We start from the raw sequence: 20,199 nt of genomic DNA, 5'->3' as shown, positions 1-20,199 counted from the left end.
TTAATATAGTTTTTCTATTATATCTTCATTTATCTTAAAACTATGTTCTTCACTTGGAAAAACTTCTGTTTTTACTTCATCTATATAATTTGAAAATGCATTTTTCATCTTTTCTCCTATATTTTCATACTTTTTCACAAATTTAGGTGTAAAATCACTAAACATACCCAACATATCTTGATATACAAGTACTTGTCCATCACAACTAGCACCTGCTCCAATTCCAATAGTAGGTATATTTAGCTTTTTAGTTATAAGTGATGCTAATTTTGATGGCACTCCTTCTAATACAACAGCAAATGCGCCTGCATCTTCTACCGCTAGTGCATCTTCAATAAGTTTTTTTGCTGCTAATTCATCTCTACCTTGTACCTTAAATCCGCCAAAAGCATTTACAGATTGTGGAGTCAGTCCAATATGCCCCATAACCGGTATAGAAGAGTTCACTATCGATTGTATTTGGTTAAAAACTTCTACTCCGCCTTCTAATTTTACTGCATGTGCTCTTCCTTCTTTTATAAGTCTACCTGCATTTACTACAGCATCATATGTTGATGTTTGATAAGACATAAAAGGCATATCAGCAACTATTAAAGTATTTGTACATCCTCTTGATACTGCTTTTGTATGGTGTATCATATCATCCATAGTTACAGATAGTGTATCTTCATAACCTAAACACACCATTCCTAATGAATCTCCAACTAATATTCCATTTATACCACAACTGTCAATTAGCTTTGCAGTTGAGTAATCATAAGCTGTAAGCATAGTTAATTTTTCATTGCTTTCTTTAGCTTCTTTAAAAGTTACAACTGTATTTTTCATATTGTTCCCCCAAGTATTTTTCAATTTTAGAATAATCTTTTTCAAAATTTTTAACTTTAGTTATTTTTAATAAGTGTCTAGATAAAATAGTATATAATTCTTTATCTTCATCATCTAAAACATCATAGTGATCTTTTATAGTTTCTAAATCACATCTTTCTATCGGCCCTGTTAAACTGTTCAAAATACCTTTTTCCTTTATGTTTTTTATGTTAAATTCAATTAACGGATATAAAGCTTCAATAGCTATATTTTTTTCAAATCCGCATTTTTCAAGATGTTTTATACTTTGATCAATTATAGGAATTATTAAGTTACTAGCACTTACACAGGCTTCATGATATAAGGATTTATTTTCTTTATTGATTAATAAAACCTTGTTACCAATTGACAAAAATATATTTTTTAAATAATTTATGTATTTTTTGTCTCCTTCAATTGTAATAAATGCTTTAGAAATATTTTTATAAGAATTATATTTATCTGAAATTGCTAATATTGGGTGAATTGAATAACCATATGCACCATATTGGTTTATATTCGAAAAGATTTCTGAGGATTTTGCTCCACTTAAATGACATATTATTTTATTATTAATAGGAAAGCTAATTAGATTCTCCCACACAGTTTTTATTTGTGAGTCTTGAGTAGTGATTAATATAACATCACTATCTTGTACTAAATTCTCTAATTTAACATATTGTTTGGTATTTGTGAAAGTTGATGCTTCTTTAGAAGAATGCTCACTTTTGCTATAATACCCAACTAAATTTATATTGTTTTCTTTTAAATATTTTCCCAGGGAAAATCCCATCTTCCCCGCTCCAATAATTCCAAAGTTTATAGTTACCACCTCCTAATGAGTGTGATACTACTAATCAGTCTCATTCTAAAAAGATATGAGCTTCCTATAATAAAATTTTTTAATATCCAATTGGTGCAGTTTAATTAAAATACCACCCATGATAAATGTAACTTCATTTTTGTGCCATGTCAATAAAAAAGTGGACTTAAAAAGCCCACTTTTTTCCACTCTCATATTTATCCAAATTTACGTTTTCTTTCATTTCTTAAGCACAGTTGCCCCTAAAGTATCAACAAAGCCCTTAAAATCGATTTAAATAGCTTTTGAAGTATATAAAAAAGAAGTCTCCATAGAGACTTCTCTTGTTTATTATCCTAATATTTGTATTTCTATATTTTGTCTTCCGAAAGTTGTACACTCAGATTCACTATTCATGAATATATCTATTTTATTTCCTTTTATAGCTCCTCCACAGTCCTCTGCAGTGAATACCATATCAAACTTAGGTATATAAACCTTTGTTCCGTAAGGTATAACTGAAGGGTCTACAGCTATAGTTCCCCACTTAGGAGTTGTTCCTGTAGCAGTTATACTATGACCTGCATATGCACTTGCATTTACAGTCATTAATCTTCCACTATTGTTGTTTGATGAAGTTGTTTCTTCAGGTTTTGATGATTCATTTGAATTATTATTTTGGTTGTTATTTTGTGCAGTGTTTGAAACTGCTTCTTCTGACTTCTCTTCTTTAACAGTTGAATCTTTTGAATCATTTTTTTGATCTACTGTATTTGTTGTAGCAGCTTTTACTTCAGTCTTTTTAGCTTGTTGCTCCATAGCTTGAGATTCAGTTAATGCATAATCTCCTGATATCCATCCTTCTTGATTGTCATCAAGCTTAACTTTATACCAATCATTTTCATGCTCTAATACTTCTACTACAGTTCCATTTGCTAATGATCCTATTTTATCATTTTCTATAGATGGTCCTTTTCTTACGTTTAATTCAGTAGCTGTTACAGTTGCTTTTTCTTTTGCAGTGTAATCTCCGCTTATCCATCCTTCATTTCCGTCTGAAAGTTTAACTTTGTTCCATCCATTGTTGCTTTCTAATATTTCAACAACCATTCCTCTATCTAATGATCCTATTTTATCATTTTCTACAGATGGTCCTTTTCTCACGTTTAATTTTTCTGGTGTAACTATTTCTTTCTCTGCAGCAAATATGCTGTTTGTTGAAGCATACATACCTCCAACTACTAAACCTAATGTTAATACTATTGATTTCTTTGCTCTTTTATTCATACTCATAAAATTCCTCCATTCAATTAAATAAAATTAAAAATTATATATTATTGACCTTATTGTCTTTTTAAATTCATATTGTTTGTGTTTGTTACTTTTTCGTAACTTTTTTTAACTTGTTATTAATGTTAATACACTTTTTTCTTTTTGTAAACACCTAGAACCAAAAAAAAGCAAATTTGGTTACAAAAGAGTTACAATTGGTAACAATGTTTATCTATTGAAATTACAAGGATTCATAGGTATGTGAAATTCACTTAAAAATTTTTTAAATTTTTTTTGTAACTATTATAATTTATGCTATTTTTTGCTTGTTTTATATGATAATCATTGTAAAAAATAGCATAAATTATAGCTTAACCACCTTTTCTATTTTAAATTTTGTAAATTCACTTTGTAACTTTTAATTTTTACAAATGTATTTACTCTTTTTTATTAGCTCTGCTTATATATTTTGTTACTAATTAAAAAATCATATTATCCAGTTTGTAATTCAAACTCAATTTAATATAAATCTTAAATTTTTAATTTCGACACAATACTAAAATTCTAGTTTGTTAATTTTTTTAATATTGATTGCTAATTTATATATAGCTTTTATTTTAATTTCTTTATATGCATTATAGATTTGTTATAGATTTTTTCTATGTTAACTTAATGTTAAGTTATTGCATAGATGCCATTTGTCTACTTATCTATAACGATAAATATTTATCATTTCCTTATATAAATAAAAAATAAGGTTAGTTTTACTAACCTTATTTTTTATTTATATTAACTTTTATCGTTGATTACACATACCTCTACCTTGTCCTTGTCCATTTTTCATATGTCCATTATTTAATCTTTCAGATCTGTTTTGCTTCATATTTTCTAAAAAATCACTTCCTAAATACTTATATGCTTTATCATGAATTTCAAAGTATTTGTTTAATTCTTCATCACTTAAATTACTTTTTGGTTGTTTGTAGTACTTATCAAATATTGTTTTTTCATCTTTTGTAAGTTCATTATAGCCTTTGTCTATAAGTTTTTGTTGCTCATCTGTAAGTCTACATTCTTGTCTATTTTGGTATCTGTAACTAAATGAATTATCTGTAGATGATTTTTCATTTGCATTTGCTATAACCCCCATAGATCCAAATCCAATAGCTGATATAACACTAAGTGATAATATTATTTTTTTTAATTTCATAAAACTACCTCCTGTTAAATTATCTTTAATATCATTATGACTATCGATTGTTACAACTTAGTTACAAGTAAAAAATTTTACAATTTTAATTCAAACCAAAATTCGACACCATCTTTTTTGTTCAAAACACCGCATTTACCGTCATGAAGATTTATTATTTCTCTTATAATAGACAATCCCAGCCCCACTCTATTGTCACTATATGTTCTGGATTTATTAATTCTCATAAAAGAATCCCATATCTCATCTAAATATTCATCTTCTATATTTTCTCCATTATTATATATAGATACTTTTAAATTTCCCTTACATCTATATGTAGTTATATTTAAAATACGATTATTATCTATATGATGTATAGCATTATCTATAAAATTGTATAAAACTTGTTGAATTCTAATTTTATCTACATATATATAGACATCATTTATGTTTAAGGTTAAATTTATATCTTTTTCTTTAATCTTTATTTCAAAATTTCTAATAGTTTCTATTATTAAGTCTTTTATACTTATTTGTTCTTTTTTTATACTGAACATCTTAGACTCTAGCTTATATAAATCTAATAAGTCTTTAACTAATACCCCCATTTTTTCACTTTCTTCATATATTACATCTATATAGTACTTTTGATCTTCATAACTTTTTGCTATATTGCTTTTTAAACCTAAAGCATATCCACTTATAACCGTTATCGGAGTTTTTAGCTCATGAGATACACTCGACACAAATTCTCTTCTAAGATTTTCTTGCTTTTCTTTATTTTTAATAAGCACTTCTAATTCGTCATTTTTATATTTTAAGTCATTTAAGCTCCTATTTATCTTATCAGACAATTTATTTATACTTTGTCCTAATTTCTCAATCTCATCATTAGTTTTTATATCTACTCTTTCATTAAAATCTAAGTTTGAAATTTTATCAGTTACTTCATTTAGTTTTCTTATAGGCTTCGTAAACTTAATTGAAAAAATTATAGCCATTATAATAGAAATAATTATTATAGGAATAAAAATAATTATTAAAAAAGTAGAAGCTATCTTTATACTATTTTCAATTGAACTTATAGGTGTTTTAATAACTATAGTGTATAAGTTATCATCTGTGCTCGATATGATTGATAAAAACTCAATATTTTCTGAGTTTTCATGTATTATATATGAAGTTAAGTCTCTATTTATATAGTATTTATCTACTACTTCATATTTGTTTTTCATCTTCCCCATCATATGATTATTCATGCTCATTCTGTTCTTAAATGCTAAGTTTCCTTCTTTATTATATATATCTAGATTTACACCCTTACTTTCGGTTAATTTTAGGAGCTTATTTGATGTATTTTCATCTAAATTTTCATTCAATATCACTTTTATTTCATTTGATAATTTATCTAATTGTAAACTAGTATACTTTATATATATATCTTTGAAGTTAATAGTAAATATTAATATTCCAACTAACATCATTGAGTTGATAAGTATTATCCATGTTAATAATTTATTTTTTATAGATTTCATACTAACTCCCAAAAACATAGCCAAAACCTCTTATGTTTTTAATCAACTCTGATTCATAGCCTAATTTTTTTCTTAACCTTGTTATATGAGTATCTAATGTTCTCGGATCCCCATAGTAGTCATAGCCCCATACTAAATCTAATAATTTATCTTTTTTTAGCGATATTCCTACATTATTTAAAAATATAAACATTAATTCATATTCTATAGGTGTAAGTTCAATTTCTTTTTCTCTAACTCTTATTACATTATTATTTAATTGAAGAACTATGTCTCCATACTTAAAGGTTTGCTTTTCTTTCAATGAATTAACTCTTTTTAATAAATTTTTTACTCTAGCAATTAGTAATTTAGGATTAAATGGCTTTGACATATATTCATCTGCGCCTATATCAAAACCAAATAGTTCGTCTATATCACTGTCTTTTGCTGTTAATATAAGTACTGGAATATCTGATTTTGATTTTATATGCTTGCATACATCCCACCCATCTACAATAGGCATCATTATATCTAATATAGCTAGTGCTATATTTTCTTTTTCAAACAACTCAATTGCTTCTTTTCCATTCTCAGCTTTATATACATTAAATTCTTCTAATTTTAAGAAATCATTTATTAATCTTAGTATTCTTAAATCATCATCAGCAACTAATATGTTAACCATTTTCCATTCTCCTTCATACTTTTTGTTTTATGTTAACACAAAACAAGCTCTGGTTAAATACCAGAGCTTTTCTTCTATTTAAATAATTTAAATTTTTCTAATTCTTCAATACTTAAAGGTTTGCTATAAAAATATCCTTGTATATAAATTTTATTCGATTTTGTATTTTTTACAATTTTCATTTGATAATTTTCTTCTACACCTTCAACTACTATAGTTTTATCTTTTATAGTAGATAAGTAATCTGCTGTTTCTATAAGTGTCTTATTTATAGATGAAGTCCCTATATTATCAATAAAATATTTATCTAATTTAATTATGTCAAATTCAAACTTGTCTAACATAGATATATTCGAATAATCTACTCCAAAGTCATCTAACGCTATTAAGAATCCATTTTCTTTTAAAATTCTTATATTTTCACTTGCAGACTCTTTATTTTTATAGCTAATATTTTCAGTAATCTCTATACAAATAGAGCCTTTAGGTAATTCAGCTTCTTTTATTATCTTTTTAAATGTTTCTACTATATATATGCTTTCAATTTCTTTAAGCGATAAATTTATAGAAATATAAAATTTTTCATTTATATTCTCTACGTTTTTCAAACTTTTAAAGTCTTTAACTATTCTCTTTAATATCCAAACAGAAACTTCTTCCATCATATCGCATTTATTAATTTCTTCTATTATTATATTAGGCATAATTAGCTTATTTTTTAGTTGTAGTCTTATTAATGCCTCAAAACCCATAATTTTATCTTCTTTTGGATTGACTATAGGTTGATAGTTTAAAAAATATCTATCTTCTTTTATATATTTTTTCACTTTAGATCTGTGTATATATTTATAAATAATAGGATATATCTGAAGCTTAAATATTACAGCGAATAGTATAAATATTATAGCTTTAAAAAAATTATTTAAGGACTTTATTGTTATATTTTCTTCCTTAGCTTTATTCATACCATATTTAGCTATTACATTTTCATAATAATGATTTTTATAAAACTCTTTGCTCTTTTCTCTTATAAGGTTAGCTAATTCAATACTGTATTTATATTCGTTTTTTTCATCACCCAACGTTGAATATACATCTATTAATCCATGTAAATATATATCCTTATACTCTATACTGTTTTCTTTGTTTGCTAGATTCAGCCCTTTATTGTATACATCTATAGCGTCTTGATATTTCTTTTCTTTTTTATAAGTATTTGCTAATGCCTTATAATAATACATTTCTTTATTTGCATAAATATCTAGACTATTATCATCTATCATAGATTCAGCCTTGTTTAAATAATTATGTGCAGATTTGAAATCACCTATTTCTGCATAATATTCACTCTTTATTGAAAGTTGTAAAACCTTAATATCATTTAGTGCATCTTGTTTTATAGAATAGCTGTACTTGTCTATTTCATTTACATAACTTAATGATTTTTCATAATTGCCAAGCCTACTTTCAATTTGAGCTAGCTGTATTAATTTATAACAGTTTAAAATTGAATTCTCATATTTATCATCTATCTTCAATTTATCCGTATATTTAATTATATTAATTGCAGATTCATATTCTCCAATTTGTTTGGCTGAAACTCCCAAGTGTATTATAAGTCTGTACAGTTCTTCCTCTTTATCCAACTTTTTAGCAAGTTCTATTGCTTTTAAATTAGTTTCTATGTCATAATTATACCCATATAATGATAAACTCAGTGTAGATAGTTTTTGATATAAATATAGTTTTGACTCATCATTTAGTAAATTCTCATTTTGCTCTATCTTTCTATAATCTTTAATAGCTAATTCTCTACCATTTTCTAAACCCAGCAATCCACTATGAATATTCCAAATAATTTTTTTATACTTACTATAGCTATCTGGACTTATACTATTAAAGCCCTCTTTAGCATAATCTAACGCTTTGTTTTCTTCTTTATTTTCTATAGCATCTTTGCTTAAATAATAGTAACTATATAATTTAGCAAAATCATCTGTATATTTGTTTTGATTTTCTACTACCTTTTTAAAGTATTGTTTTGCTTCTTTATTGTTTTTATCGAATTTTAGATTATAGTATCCTAATACAAAATAATCATTAGAATCTTTTTTTGATTTTAACAATATTTCAGTCATTTTCTTTTTTAGTTTTTCTTTATCTATTTCTTTGTTATTTTCATAACTATATGCCATATGATCTATAATATCATTATTTGCTTTCTTTATTAAATAATAAGACCCAAATATTAAAATAAATATAAAAAAACTTAGTAAAACTTTTTTGTTTAGTTTTTTTATCTCAGTTCCCTCCCTTATTATATTTAATCTATTTATTTACTTTATTCTAGATTTAAATATAGTGTCATTGTTATATATATCTATTTTTTTATTATGTCAAACAACTTTTCATATTATAAATAAAAATAGACCTTTTTAAAGGCCTATTTTTATTTATAATATGAAAAATCCTGCTGCAATAATGAAATAAACAGATAATAATTGTACACCTTCTAGCCAATTTGATTCTCCATCACTTGCAACTCTGTTTACAATAAGAACAGACGCAATTAATGCTACTAATTCAAACGGATTAAATACAATACTCATAGGCGTAAACAGTAAACTTAAAAATATTAATACAGGAGCAACAAATAATATTATTTGTAAACTAGATCCAACTGCAATTTCTACAGCAACATCCATCTTATTTTTCATTGCCATTACAACAGCAGTAGAATGTTCTGCCGCATTTCCTATTATAGGTATTATTATTATACCTACAAAAAATTCACTCAATCCTAATGTTGCCGTTAATGAATCTACGCCACTAACTAAAAATTCACTTTCAATAGCTATTAATATAGTAGCTATTGCTAAAACAAATATAGATTTTTTAAGTGTCCACTTAGCCTCGCCATTTTCTTCAGGCTCTGATGAATATATATCTTTATGTGTATAAAACGAAAATACTAAACTTAATATGTATATTATAAACATTATTACAGCTACAATAATGCTTAATCCCTCATATTTTGTATTTAGTAAGTTAGGATTAATTGTATGAGTAAAAATTGCAGGCACACAAAGTCCTATAACTGCAAATAAAAGCATACTTGATGATACTTCTATAACTTTTTTATTGAATTTCTGATTTTTATGCTTTAGTCCTCCTAATAGCATACTAGCTCCTAGTACAAGTAGTATATTTCCTATTACCGACCCTGCGATAGATGCTTTTACTACGTCAAATAGCCCTGCTTTTAAAGCAAAGAACGAAATAATAAGTTCTGTTGCATTTCCAAATGTAGCATTTAAAAAGCCTCCTATTTTAGGTCCTGTATAAAAAGATATTTCTTCTGTAGCTTCTCCCATAAGTCCCGCTAGTGGTATAATTGATAATGCCGCCAATAAAAACATTACTGTTGGTGGCAAGTGCATAAATTCTCCAATTATACTTATCGGTATAAATATAAGTAAATATTTTAATATTTTCATATTTTCACCTCTTAGATATTTAGTTTTTTTATAGTATTTTTTCTAACTTATTATATTCCTATAATTTTCCTTTGTCTATATTATCTACCTTATTGTATATAAAAATAAGCATAAAAAATAAAAAACATTTATAGGTAAGGATTTCCTAATTTAAAAATCTACCCATAAATGTTTTTTACTTAATTGTTTATGTAATTTTTTATAGTCCCCAGTACTAACATAAATGCACTCCAATATAAAGCACTACAAGTAAATGCCGCATATTCATTTATAATTTCTATCCTTAATAATGTAATTGTTAAAAAAGTAATTATTGTGGCTATTACTCTAGATATAATTTTTTTTCTTAGTACATCATTAAAATCCATTTTACTTTTTATATTCTCTACAGGCGCTAAAACATATATACATCCCCAACTTAATACTGTAAATAAAATAATTAAAAACTTATATGTTGTTAAATCCTCATAACTACTCGAATATATAGTAAATATATATATCCCCATAAACATTAGTAATCTTATAATGTAACTTTTAGCTTTATATCCACAGGCAAATTTTCTTATTATCAAATAACATATTAAAAGTATTATTCCTTGAGTAACTTTCCCGAAAATAATCCCAACTAAAATTACACTTACAAAGCTTATTACCAAAAATATTAAAGATTTTATTTTATCTCTATATTTTTCAAATTTTTCTGTGTCTATTATATTATTTAGCACAAGAAATGACACAAGTCTGTCGGTAAGTGATTCAATCATTAAGTCCTCCCTTTTTACCTTTTTACTTTAAATTACCATCTTCTATTTGTTTATTCAATACAAATTAAAAAACTAGTCATTAAATGTTTATATTTACCATTTTTTAATGCAAAAACTGACTTTTCCAAACAAAAAAGACTGTTTTGAAAACAGTCTTTAAATAGTATTATTGTACTTTTAGGGGGATTTTGAAAACTTCCTTAAGTCTTCTTTGTTTAAAATATATTTATATTAAAGTGCTTTAATTTTATATAAATTATGTCATTTCCTATTGTCACGTTGTTTTTTGTCTAATCTCGTTGTCTATGTATACAATATACCATTTATTTTTTTATTAGTCCATAGTATAATTATTTTTTTATGTAAAATTTTTTTAATTTATTTTTTATTGTATTTAAAATAAAGAGCTCAAATTAGTATGCTAATTTGAGCTCTTTGTTTTAATTTAAGTTTTAATCTATAAATGTAGTAACATCTTCTAATGGTTTTCTAGGTGGTTGTTGTGGTTGATTGTCCTCTGCAACACCTAAAGCTATCATTGACATTAACTCATATCCAGGCTTTTCAAATCCTATCAGATTTTCAATTTCAGTTTTTGCATGAGTAGGACCTGTCATATAACAAGTTCCATATCCCATTTGAGTTGCTGCTAGTAAGAAGTTTTCAACTGCTGCTCCTATGCTTTGAGCTCCTGATTGAGGAGATACTAATACCTCTAATAGGTCCTTTGGAGCATCATTTTCTTTTAAAATTTTGTATTCTATCATTTTATATTCGCATCCATAAACTAATACAACAACAGGAGCATTTTTAAAACATGTATAATAATTTATAACACTCATATGTATTTTTTTATCTTTTTCAGTTTTTGCTAGTTCACCTATTTTTTCATGGCTTCTAGTAACTATATCAGCCATTTCATTTATCATATCTTTATTTTGAAGTACTACAAAATGCCAGTTTTGCTGATGCTTTGCTGATGGAGCAAATGTTGCAGCCTTTAAAAGTTCCATTATATCTTCTTTTGGAATAGGTTCATCTTTGAACTTTCTTATACTTTGACGGTTATATATAAAATCTAAGTTTGTCATTTTAAATTCTCCTTTGTCTATAAACTGATTAACAATTTAAATTATATAAATAAAATAGTTTTATGTCAAACTATTTTATTTATATAATTTACTATCCTTTTTTAATAATTTTAATATAATGGTATTGTCGGAATTTTTAAATAATGCTATCATATGCAAGCATATATTTTTTACAAAGGGGGATTTTATGACAAAAGATATGACCGCTGGTAATCCAGTAAAACTAATTTTATACTTTTCTATACCACTTCTCATAGGTAATATATTTCAACAATTTTATAGTATGGTTGATACTATAATAGTAGGAAGATTTTTAGGGGTCAAGGCTCTTGCCGCAGTTGGATCAACTGGATCCATGAATTTTTTAATAATAGGATTCGTATTAGGTCTTACTTCAGGCTTTTCTGTTTTAGTATCTCAAAAGTTTGGAGCAAATGATGTTGATGGAGTAAAAAAAGCAGTTGGTAGTGCAATTGTTCTATCTATTATTATGTCAATTTTAATAACATTCATAAGTGTTATTACATCAAAATCAATTTTGCACTTAATAAATACACCTAGTGATATTATAGATGACGCGCAATCTTATATAGTAGTTATCTATGGAGGAATATTTGCTACTTTTTTCTATAATATGATATCGAGTATACTCCGTGCTCTTGGTGATAGTAAAACACCTCTATATTTTTTAATAGTAGCATCAATTTTAAATATAATTCTTGATTTATTCTTTATAATAAATTTATCTATGGGAGTTGCCGGAGCAGCTTACGCAACAGTAATTGCTCAAGGCGTTTCGGGAGTTTTATGTTTATTTTATACTGCTAAAAAATTTCCTATATTAAAACTAGAGAAAAAACATTTTAAATTTGACAGTGTATATTTTAAAAAACATTTAGGTATTGGAATCCCAATGGCTCTTCAATTTTCTATAACCGCTATAGGAGCAATTATACTTCAAGGTGCGGTTAATGCATTTGGCTCAACAGTTGTAGCCGCTCATACTGCTGCATCTAAAGTAGAGCAATTAGTTATGCAACCTAGTATAACATTTGGAGTTACGATGGCAACTTATTGTGCTCAAAATCTAGGAGCCAGAAACATAGATAGGATAAAAGAAGGCGTTAAAAAATGTACTATTATAAATATTGTTATAGGTCTTGTGGGAGGACTTATACTGTTCTTATTTGGTGATCAATTTGTTAAGCTGTTTGTATCAAATTCTGACCCAGATGTAGTTGCTTACTCTATGAAATACCTAACTACAGTTGCATTTTTCTTTATACCACTTAGCTTAATATTCATATATAGAAATGCACTTCAAGGAATGGGCTACACTTTAGTTCCTATGTTGGCTGGAGTTTGTGAATTATTAGCTAGAACAGTTGTTGCATTTACACTACCTTTATTCTTAGGTTATTTTGGAGTTTGCTTAGCAGGTCCTATGGCTTGGATTGCAGCTTGTATTCCATTAATACTTGATTATATCAAAAAAATAAATACATTAAGTGAATCTGAAGTTTTATCTATTCATATTTAACAGTCTTAAAATATTTTAAGACTGTTTTTTAGTATCAGTTTTTATATTAAACTGATATTTTCGTTGCAATTAATCAATCTAACTGATACAATATTGTAATATAATTTAATCGGAGGACTACTTATGAATCATAATAAATTTTCATTACAAAGATTATCAGTAAAAGATGAAACTAGAGCTCTAAAAGTTCTTTTATCAGCTATAATAGGCATTTATTTATGTAATTTAACTAATTATTTTAAAATATCAACTACCGTAATAACTGTGGGAATTGTATTCGCAATGCTTCCAACGGTTTCAGGCGCTAGAACTTATTGCATACAAAGATTCTTTGCAAATATATTAGGAGCGATACTAACATTTTGTATAGGTACTATTTTCAGCTGGAATATATATTCACTTGCATTAATTTGTTCTTTAGATGTATTTATTTTTTATAAATTTAACTTAAATAAAACAAAGCTCAGTTTAATGAGTTTAGTTTCAGGTAGTTTAATTTTATTTTTTACTATGAGTGACCCATCACAAATATTAGTAAGACTTTCATCTATTTTATTGGGATCACTTATAGCAATTACCATAAATGAGTTAATTTTACCTATTAATCAAGGCTTTAAAGTAGAGGAATTGATATTTAATTTTTCTAAAGAAGCCTTTAAAATTACCGATTATATTATTTTAAATATATCTAGTTTAGATGTTTTAAACATTAAAAATTTAAGTCTGTATAATCAGGCTATAAAACCCAATTTATTAACTTTAGATAAAGAAGCAAAAATTAATTCACTTAAAAATCATTTAAAACATTATAAATATAAAATTAATACTCTAGATTATCTAGGAATTGTTTGTGAAAGTTATTATGATTTTTTAAGTTTGATTTCTAAAAATTTAGGCGAATTTAATAATTCATCCATTGAAGAAAAGTTATATATAAAAGAACTTTTATATAATTTTACTATCCAACATAAATATTTATTAGATAATGTGCTAAACAATAATCATATTCAAGTTTTTGAGCTACTAGATATAGATCATAGTAAATTTGAGTTAAACAATTCACTAAGCGTTTTATTGTTAGGGCGAGTTTTAGAATATAGGGAATCCCTAATTAAATTAAAAGAATCTATCGATAGTATTGATCTAAATAATACTTATCAGAGTGTTGAATTTTTTAAATTTAATATGTAATATATTTATATGAGAGAAAAATATAGGATAGATAAAAAAAGAATAAGCTATTTGAAGTACAATTACGTATTTTGTCCTAGGTATAGAAGAAAGATTTTTGAGAATGATGAGGTGAAAAAAAGATTTTATGATGTAATAAAGTCTGAAGCAGAACTTTTAAATATACAAATCTTATCTATATATTGCGGAGAAGATTACTGTAAACTTCAAGTCAATGCTCTTTCTGATATAAGTCCACATGATATTATTGTCAAATTCAAAGTAAATTCTTCTAAGGTTTTGAGAAGTGAGTTTGATCATCTTAACCACTTGGAAAGTCTTTGGACTAGAGCCTCTTTTGTAACTACAGAAGATGAAATTGACGATGATATTTTAAATGAGTACTTAGAACTTCAGAAAAAAAGAGGTTAACATTAAATTAAATGGCATGATATAGTTTTACCTATATACATGCCATTTTTTAATATATTTAAAAATTTATATCCGAAAATTCTACTGCAGCTTTTGAGTTGCTTGAACTATAAGAGTTTATTTCAAAATCATTATCTTTTTCAGTTTCAATAAATCTAATAGGTAAAATTACTATAAACTCACTTCCTTCTCCGAGTTTTGAATTTACAATAACATCACCTTTATGCATATTTGTAAATATTTTAACAAGAGATAGACCTATTCCGCTTCCTTCATTTTTTCTGACCATAATATCATCTACTTGCGTAAATCTATCAAATATTCGTTCCAAATCTTCAGGTTTCATTCCAATTCCAGTATCTTTTACTGAAAATTCAAGAACATTTTTTTCTTCATCTACATTTACATTTATATATATATTTGTATTGTCTTTTGAAAATTTAATAGCATTTGATATTAAATTTAATACTATTCGTTCTATTTTATCAGGATCTACGCTCATAATTAATTCTTCACAATTAGTATCAAATATTATATCTATATTCTTACAGTCCGCATATGGTATAACAGATGTAACTATGCTTTCTAGTAAAAATATTATATCCAAATTTTTTAATTTCAAGTTCATAAATCCTGAATCAACTTTAGCTATATCAATAATATTATTAGTAAGTCTTAAAAGCCTATTGCAATTTTGCTTTATTATATTTGTTTTATTCAAATTGCTTTCTAAATAACTATTATTAACTTTTTTCATGTTAATATCTAATATTTGATTTGCAGACATTATAACAGCAACTGGAGTTCTTAACTCATGACTAATATTAGATATAAAATTACTTTGTGATTTTTGCATATTCTCTGCTGTTTCTTTTGCTTTTATTAACTCTTTTTGATAGTTTATTTTTTTTACAGTATATAATATTAATGAAGCTATAACAATTAATAAGCTTATTGTTAATGACAAATACCCATATACCATTTCTTTATATTTATAAAGAGTGTCAATTGGACTATTAACTACTTGAGAGTCATTTGGCAATTTTTTTATATTTATATTATAAAATTTCAACTTATTATAATCAAATATGTACTTATCTATATTATTCCCGTCAATAATTTTTTCTTTTGGATTTTCACCATCTAATATTTCCTTTGCTATTTTACCTGCCGCTTTTCCTTGTTCAGCATGGCTAACTACTTTCCCACCAATAAATCCACATTCTATTCCATAATTCATAGTTGAATATATTGGGACATTTGTACTTTCACTAATTAGCTTATATGAACCTTTTATAGACTTTACATTTCCCAATTTATCTCTATATGCATACATTACAAACAATACATCATTATCACCTAAAGTTTTTAATTTCTTTTTAAGTTCTTCAAAACTCATATCTTTTAAAGAAATCAAATTAAATTTTGTATCTTTGAATTCCTTTTTTAATACATCTAAGTTATAATCTAAATTTAAAGAATTTGAATATGCATCAGTTACAATTGTTATGTCTTTGTTTTTATGAAGTTTTCTTATTAAGTCTATATTTTCCTTTATAGATTGTGGTTCTGTTACTCCATAAACTAATTTTGATTTTTTTGCTAACTCAATATTATTATTAGAACTTACACCTAAAAAGATTATTGGGGTATTTTTAAATAATTCATCTCTATGTTCCATGCCAAACTCAAAGGCTTGGTCATCCCCTAAAATAACAGCATCATACCCTTTTTGATTTCTTAACCTATGCTTTAGTAACTCATAAAATTTTTCTTTATTTTCTTCTCCTAAAAATGTTCTTGAATCCATATACTCAATTTGAAGATTTACATCTTCATTTATTCCAGACTGTATCCCCTCAACTTGGTCTGAAAACGTTTCAACATTAGGATTATAAGAGCTTATAAATAAAACATGCTTTTCTTTTTCAGATGCATACGTTGTATTAAAAATCAAAAACCATGCTAATCCAACTAAAATACATAATATGTTTATTTTGTTTTTTTGTATCATTCTCCCCCAACCCTTACTTGTTTAATATCTTTTGTATGAATTTGTCCTATCAAGTAATATTATATCAAGTTTTACTTTCTCGTGCTCGTAATTTCCAAATTTAAACATAAAAAAACAATTTTAAAATTGGGCTAAAATTTAGCCCAATTAATTAATTATTTATTTTTATTATTATATTCTCTAATTAGCTCTCTTTCTCCTAATTCAACTAATTTTTTGCTCATCATTCCACCCAAATTTCCACCCATAACTCCGATTTCATAAGACGTTTTATTCTCTCCATTAATATGTTCACTTTGTATTCCTAATTCTCCAGCCATTTCTAACTTCATTTGATTTAAAGCTTTTTTTGCATTACTCACTAACGGTTTATTTGTCATAAAAATTACCTCCTTAAACTGTAATTATCTATAATTTTTACAGTTTTAAAAAGTATTATTATGCATTTTATGTTAATCAACTGTATATTTTAAAATTTATTAATATTTTACCTTTTTATATCTTCTAAATTTTGGATTTCCGGATTATAGTTTAAAACTTTCTTTGTACTTTTGCTAAAAAATAAAGGTACACATCCTATCATGCAAATTAAAAAACAACCTATCATAATGCTTCTTGGATAAAAAATATCACCAAGAACTCCACCTATTAATGTTCCTATTGGTTGTATAGCTATAGAACAAGTCATAACTATACTCATCACTTTTCCTCTCATATCTTGTGGCACAGTAACCATCATCGATGACATCATAACTGTATTTGATATTGTATTAAAAAATAACCCAAAAGAAAAACATACACACATTACATAAAATTTATTTATAAGTACTCCTAAAAAGAAAAAAATAATAGTTAAAAATAATGATATAAGCATTGTTTTAGCTCTATTTTCAGCTTTTATATTTATATTTGTAAGTAATATACTTGCTACAATCATCCCTATACTTTGGAAAGCAGATATAACTCCATATCTTGCCACTCCCAAAGATTCTTCCATCATAAACCATGGTCTTAAAAGTATAGAAAAAATAGCAAAGAAAAAATTTAACGCAAAACATACAGCAAGCAATACCACTAATCCCCTAAAACCAAATGTAAAGTTTAGTCCTTCTTTAAAATCTTCTCTAAATGTCAATTTTGATTCTTTTTGCTCTACTTTAGGTATACTTATAAACATTTCAGTTACAGTTGATATAATATAACTTATTCCATTAAATATAAACATTACTGAAGCTCCAAGAATTGAATATATAAACCCACCTGATAGGCTACCTACTAGACTTGTTGTTGACACTGCCATTTGCTGTGCTGAGTTTGCTTTTACTATGTTATCATTAGAAACTAAATCTGGAATAACTGAACTTATTGCCGGATTGAAAAATGCAGAACATATACCACATATTACTCCAATTAAAATAACCATCCAAACTTCTAATATGTTTTTATATGCTGCATACCCTACAAATAAAATTCCTATTCCCCTTATTAGATCTCCTAAAATTATCATCTTTTTTCTATCAAATCTATCTACTATGACTCCTGCAAAAGGCCCAATTATAATTCTAGGTAAGCTTATAGCTGCCATCAATATTCCCATTATAGATGATGACCCTGTTTTATCTAGAACCCAAAACCCTAAAGCCATAGAGTAAAATGCGTCCCCAAGACACGAAACTAACTGACCTTGCCACAATAAAAAAAAGTTTTTATTCCATAATTTTTTAGGTTTTTCAAAGCTTTTTATACTATCCACAATTAACCCGCCTTTTAGTTTTAATTTTTTATTTATGCTATAAGTATATACACGAGAGTAATATTTGTCACTAATTCACTTAAATTATTCAATTTAATTTTTAATTTATTCAATTTTAAGCATTAATTTTATTAATTTTATCAATTTATATATTCCATTATTAATTTTTTAAATATTTTAATTATTCTAAAATGCAAATAATAATTTCCTTAAAACTAAAAAAGGCCTACATAAAAGTAGCCCTTTCTAGCTATATTTTTTTATTATTTATAAATATTCTTCTATTGCTTCTCTAGCTAATCTATCTGCTATATCATTATATTTATTACAACTATGCCCTTTAACTTTTATAAATGTTATTGATAAATCTTTACTATACTCTTCTACAAATCTAACATATGATTGAGTGTATTCATTTTTAGCTTGCCAAGTCCCCGCTGCCCAAAGTGAAATATTTTTTAAATCATGATATATACATAACTTTTTTAATCCTTCATCATGAGCTAATTTTATAGCATATTTAGCCGCCTCTATTTCACCTACTATATTCCATTGATCCCACTTATCATGTCCTGCTGTTTTATATTCTTGAATTGAATTTTTTTCAATATCAATTACTGCAATACCTGATCCAAAAGTTTTTGATACTCTATCATAACTTCCATCGACGAAAGCTATCATGTCATAATTACATTTTATATCTTCTGGTTCAATGTAGTTTTCAAAGTAATCTACATTTGCTTTACTTTTTATTGGCTTTAATTCTTTATCTTTAGATTCTGATATTAATTTACTTTTAACATTAGTTTTAGATTTCTTTGATATATTTTCTACCTTTATTCCTGCAAATTGTTCAGCTTCTTCTAACGTTTTAAAACTCTTATATATAGAACCTGGAAATTTATTAACCTGTTCTTTACATTCATCCCAAGTTGTATAAACTCCCGGTTTTTTTCCTACTTTAACTGCATAAAATTTTTTACTCACAGCATACTCTCCTATCTTTAGTTTCCTTGTCTATAATTTAATATTATTATGAATCTATTAATTTATCAAATATTTTATAAACTTTTTAAACTTTTTTACTATATTTTAACTTTTTATATTGACACAGTAATTGAAAACAATTATCATTAAATCAAGCAGTTGATATTAATTATCAATTCCATTTAGGAGGTAAAACTATGAAAATTATATATTGGAGTGGTACTGGTAATACAGAAACTATGGCAAATCTTATAAGTAGTGGTTTATCTAACCAAGGTAAGTCAGCTGAGCTTTTAAGAGTAGAGGCAGTAAATGTAGATGATTTAAAAAATGAAGATATATTAATCCTAGGTTGCCCATCAATGGGTGATGAAAATCTAGAAGAAGTTGACTTTGAGCCTTTCATAGAATCTTTAAAAGGTCTAGGTGCAGGTAAGAAAGCATTTTTATTCGGATCTTATGGATGGGGCGATGGTGAATGGATGAAAAAATGGGAAGAACAAATGGACTCATATGGATTTGAACTTCCATTAGAATCAATAATAGTAAACGAAGCTCCTGAAGGTGAGGACAAAGACCTTTGTGTTAAATTTGGAGAGAGTATAGCTAAGTTATAAAATTTTTAAAAGCCAAT

Annotated in this window: 18 protein-coding genes; 4 read left to right on the top strand and 14 right to left on the bottom strand. The window is 26.2% G+C overall.

Features of this window, described 5'->3' with window-relative positions; genetic code table 11:
• The 10 genes from panB to ACN6I1_RS04190 all read right to left on the bottom strand — a co-directional run bounded on the left by panB (position 1) and on the right by ACN6I1_RS04190 (position 11,669).
• Positions 1–828: a 3-methyl-2-oxobutanoate hydroxymethyltransferase gene (gene panB, locus ACN6I1_RS04235; RefSeq protein ID WP_419742836.1), complete on the bottom strand. Its 828-nt coding sequence runs from the start codon at positions 826–828 to the stop codon at positions 1–3.
• Complete coding sequence (locus ACN6I1_RS04230; protein WP_419742835.1) at positions 803–1,681, bottom strand: Rossmann-like and DUF2520 domain-containing protein; 879 nt, start codon at positions 1,679–1,681, stop codon at positions 803–805. The genes panB and ACN6I1_RS04230 overlap by 26 nt, the downstream gene beginning before the upstream one ends.
• A 321-nt stretch (positions 1,682–2,002) precedes the next feature.
• Positions 2,003–2,944, bottom strand: a complete 942-nt coding sequence (locus tag ACN6I1_RS04225; protein ID WP_419742834.1) for an SH3 domain-containing protein — start codon at positions 2,942–2,944, stop codon at positions 2,003–2,005.
• 775 nt (positions 2,945–3,719) lie between these two features.
• Positions 3,720–4,133, bottom strand: a complete 414-nt coding sequence (locus ACN6I1_RS04220; RefSeq protein ID WP_419742833.1) for a hypothetical protein — start codon at positions 4,131–4,133, stop codon at positions 3,720–3,722.
• A 77-nt stretch (positions 4,134–4,210) separates the two neighbouring features.
• Positions 4,211–5,650: a sensor histidine kinase gene (locus tag ACN6I1_RS04215; protein ID WP_419742832.1), complete on the bottom strand. Its 1,440-nt coding sequence runs from the start codon at positions 5,648–5,650 to the stop codon at positions 4,211–4,213.
• A gap of 1 nt (position 5,651) precedes the next feature.
• Complete coding sequence (locus tag ACN6I1_RS04210; protein ID WP_419742831.1) at positions 5,652–6,317, bottom strand: response regulator transcription factor; 666 nt, start codon at positions 6,315–6,317, stop codon at positions 5,652–5,654.
• A gap of 74 nt (positions 6,318–6,391) precedes the next feature.
• Positions 6,392–8,512, bottom strand: coding sequence for an EAL domain-containing protein (locus ACN6I1_RS04205; protein WP_419742830.1), 2,121 nt, complete (start codon positions 8,510–8,512; stop codon positions 6,392–6,394).
• Between the two features lie 258 nt (positions 8,513–8,770).
• The gene (gene cax / locus ACN6I1_RS04200; RefSeq protein ID WP_419742829.1) at positions 8,771–9,814 is read right to left on the bottom strand and encodes a calcium/proton exchanger; all 1,044 of its coding nucleotides are present in this window, start codon (positions 9,812–9,814) and stop codon (positions 8,771–8,773) included.
• Between the two features lie 179 nt (positions 9,815–9,993).
• Complete coding sequence (locus ACN6I1_RS04195) at positions 9,994–10,578, bottom strand: accessory gene regulator B family protein (protein ID WP_419742828.1); 585 nt, start codon at positions 10,576–10,578, stop codon at positions 9,994–9,996.
• Positions 10,579–11,030: 452 nt separating this feature from the next.
• Complete coding sequence (locus ACN6I1_RS04190) at positions 11,031–11,669, bottom strand: nitroreductase family protein (protein WP_150842336.1); 639 nt, start codon at positions 11,667–11,669, stop codon at positions 11,031–11,033.
• A 187-nt stretch (positions 11,670–11,856) separates the two neighbouring features.
• Between ACN6I1_RS04190 and ACN6I1_RS04185 the strand changes: the two genes are divergently transcribed.
• The 3 genes from ACN6I1_RS04185 to tnpA all read left to right on the top strand — a co-directional run bounded on the left by ACN6I1_RS04185 (position 11,857) and on the right by tnpA (position 14,811).
• On the top strand, positions 11,857–13,209 hold the full coding sequence (locus ACN6I1_RS04185) for an MATE family efflux transporter (protein WP_419742827.1): 1,353 nt from the start codon (positions 11,857–11,859) through the stop codon (positions 13,207–13,209).
• 123 nt (positions 13,210–13,332) lie between these two features.
• Positions 13,333–14,400, top strand: coding sequence for an FUSC family protein (locus ACN6I1_RS04180; protein ID WP_419742826.1), 1,068 nt, complete (start codon positions 13,333–13,335; stop codon positions 14,398–14,400).
• 9 nt (positions 14,401–14,409) lie between these two features.
• Positions 14,410–14,811, top strand: a complete 402-nt coding sequence (gene tnpA / locus ACN6I1_RS04175; protein ID WP_419742825.1) for an IS200/IS605 family transposase — start codon at positions 14,410–14,412, stop codon at positions 14,809–14,811.
• Positions 14,812–14,869: 58 nt separating this feature from the next.
• Here the strand turns inward: tnpA and ACN6I1_RS04170 are convergent, their stop codons facing one another.
• The 4 genes from ACN6I1_RS04170 to ACN6I1_RS04155 all read right to left on the bottom strand — a co-directional run bounded on the left by ACN6I1_RS04170 (position 14,870) and on the right by ACN6I1_RS04155 (position 19,565).
• A complete protein-coding gene (locus tag ACN6I1_RS04170; protein ID WP_419742824.1) occupies positions 14,870–16,825 on the bottom strand; it encodes an ABC transporter substrate binding protein in 1,956 nt (651 codons plus the stop codon).
• 155 nt (positions 16,826–16,980) lie between these two features.
• A complete protein-coding gene (locus tag ACN6I1_RS04165) occupies positions 16,981–17,205 on the bottom strand; it encodes a small, acid-soluble spore protein, alpha/beta type (protein ID WP_419742823.1) in 225 nt (74 codons plus the stop codon).
• A gap of 107 nt (positions 17,206–17,312) precedes the next feature.
• Positions 17,313–18,578: an MFS transporter gene (locus tag ACN6I1_RS04160; protein ID WP_419742822.1), complete on the bottom strand. Its 1,266-nt coding sequence runs from the start codon at positions 18,576–18,578 to the stop codon at positions 17,313–17,315.
• A 267-nt stretch (positions 18,579–18,845) separates the two neighbouring features.
• Positions 18,846–19,565 carry a viroplasmin family protein gene (locus ACN6I1_RS04155; protein WP_419742821.1) on the bottom strand — a complete coding sequence of 240 codons (720 nt, stop codon included), beginning with the start codon at positions 19,563–19,565 and terminating at the stop codon, positions 18,846–18,848.
• Positions 19,566–19,762: 197 nt separating this feature from the next.
• On the opposite strand from ACN6I1_RS04155, the gene ACN6I1_RS04150 reads away from it, so the two are divergent.
• Positions 19,763–20,182, top strand: a complete 420-nt coding sequence (locus ACN6I1_RS04150; RefSeq protein WP_419742820.1) for a flavodoxin — start codon at positions 19,763–19,765, stop codon at positions 20,180–20,182.
• Positions 20,183–20,199: the final 17 nt, after the last annotated feature.

The sequence above is a fragment of the Paraclostridium dentum genome (assembly GCF_048568265.1).
Taxonomy (GTDB): Bacteria; Bacillota; Clostridia; order Peptostreptococcales; family Peptostreptococcaceae; genus Paraclostridium; species Paraclostridium dentum.
Note: the sequence above shows the minus strand (reverse complement) of the source record. Positions and strands in the feature narration are given on the sequence as shown.

What these genes read in the sequence shown, in the direction of transcription:
- panB (WP_419742836.1), bottom strand. Translation starts at nt 828, where the DNA reads ATGAAAAATACAGTTGTAACTTTTAAAGAAGCTAAAGAAAGCAATGAA.
- ACN6I1_RS04225 (WP_419742834.1), bottom strand. Translation starts at nt 2,944, where the DNA reads ATGAGTATGAATAAAAGAGCAAAGAAATCAATAGTATTAACATTAGGT.
- ACN6I1_RS04220 (WP_419742833.1), bottom strand. Translation starts at nt 4,133, where the DNA reads ATGAAATTAAAAAAAATAATATTATCACTTAGTGTTATATCAGCTATT.
- ACN6I1_RS04215 (WP_419742832.1), bottom strand. Translation starts at nt 5,650, where the DNA reads ATGAAATCTATAAAAAATAAATTATTAACATGGATAATACTTATCAAC.
- ACN6I1_RS04210 (WP_419742831.1), bottom strand. Translation starts at nt 6,317, where the DNA reads ATGGTTAACATATTAGTTGCTGATGATGATTTAAGAATACTAAGATTA.
- ACN6I1_RS04205 (WP_419742830.1), bottom strand. Translation starts at nt 8,512, where the DNA reads ATGGCATATAGTTATGAAAATAACAAAGAAATAGATAAAGAAAAACTA.
- cax (WP_419742829.1), bottom strand. Translation starts at nt 9,814, where the DNA reads ATGAAAATATTAAAATATTTACTTATATTTATACCGATAAGTATAATT.
- ACN6I1_RS04195 (WP_419742828.1), bottom strand. Translation starts at nt 10,578, where the DNA reads ATGATTGAATCACTTACCGACAGACTTGTGTCATTTCTTGTGCTAAAT.
- ACN6I1_RS04190 (WP_150842336.1), bottom strand. Translation starts at nt 11,669, where the DNA reads ATGACAAACTTAGATTTTATATATAACCGTCAAAGTATAAGAAAGTTC.
- ACN6I1_RS04185 (WP_419742827.1), top strand. Translation starts at nt 11,857, where the DNA reads ATGACAAAAGATATGACCGCTGGTAATCCAGTAAAACTAATTTTATAC.
- ACN6I1_RS04180 (WP_419742826.1), top strand. Translation starts at nt 13,333, where the DNA reads ATGAATCATAATAAATTTTCATTACAAAGATTATCAGTAAAAGATGAA.
- tnpA (WP_419742825.1), top strand. Translation starts at nt 14,410, where the DNA reads ATGAGAGAAAAATATAGGATAGATAAAAAAAGAATAAGCTATTTGAAG.
- ACN6I1_RS04170 (WP_419742824.1), bottom strand. Translation starts at nt 16,825, where the DNA reads ATGATACAAAAAAACAAAATAAACATATTATGTATTTTAGTTGGATTA.
- ACN6I1_RS04165 (WP_419742823.1), bottom strand. Translation starts at nt 17,205, where the DNA reads ATGACAAATAAACCGTTAGTGAGTAATGCAAAAAAAGCTTTAAATCAA.
- ACN6I1_RS04150 (WP_419742820.1), top strand. Translation starts at nt 19,763, where the DNA reads ATGAAAATTATATATTGGAGTGGTACTGGTAATACAGAAACTATGGCA.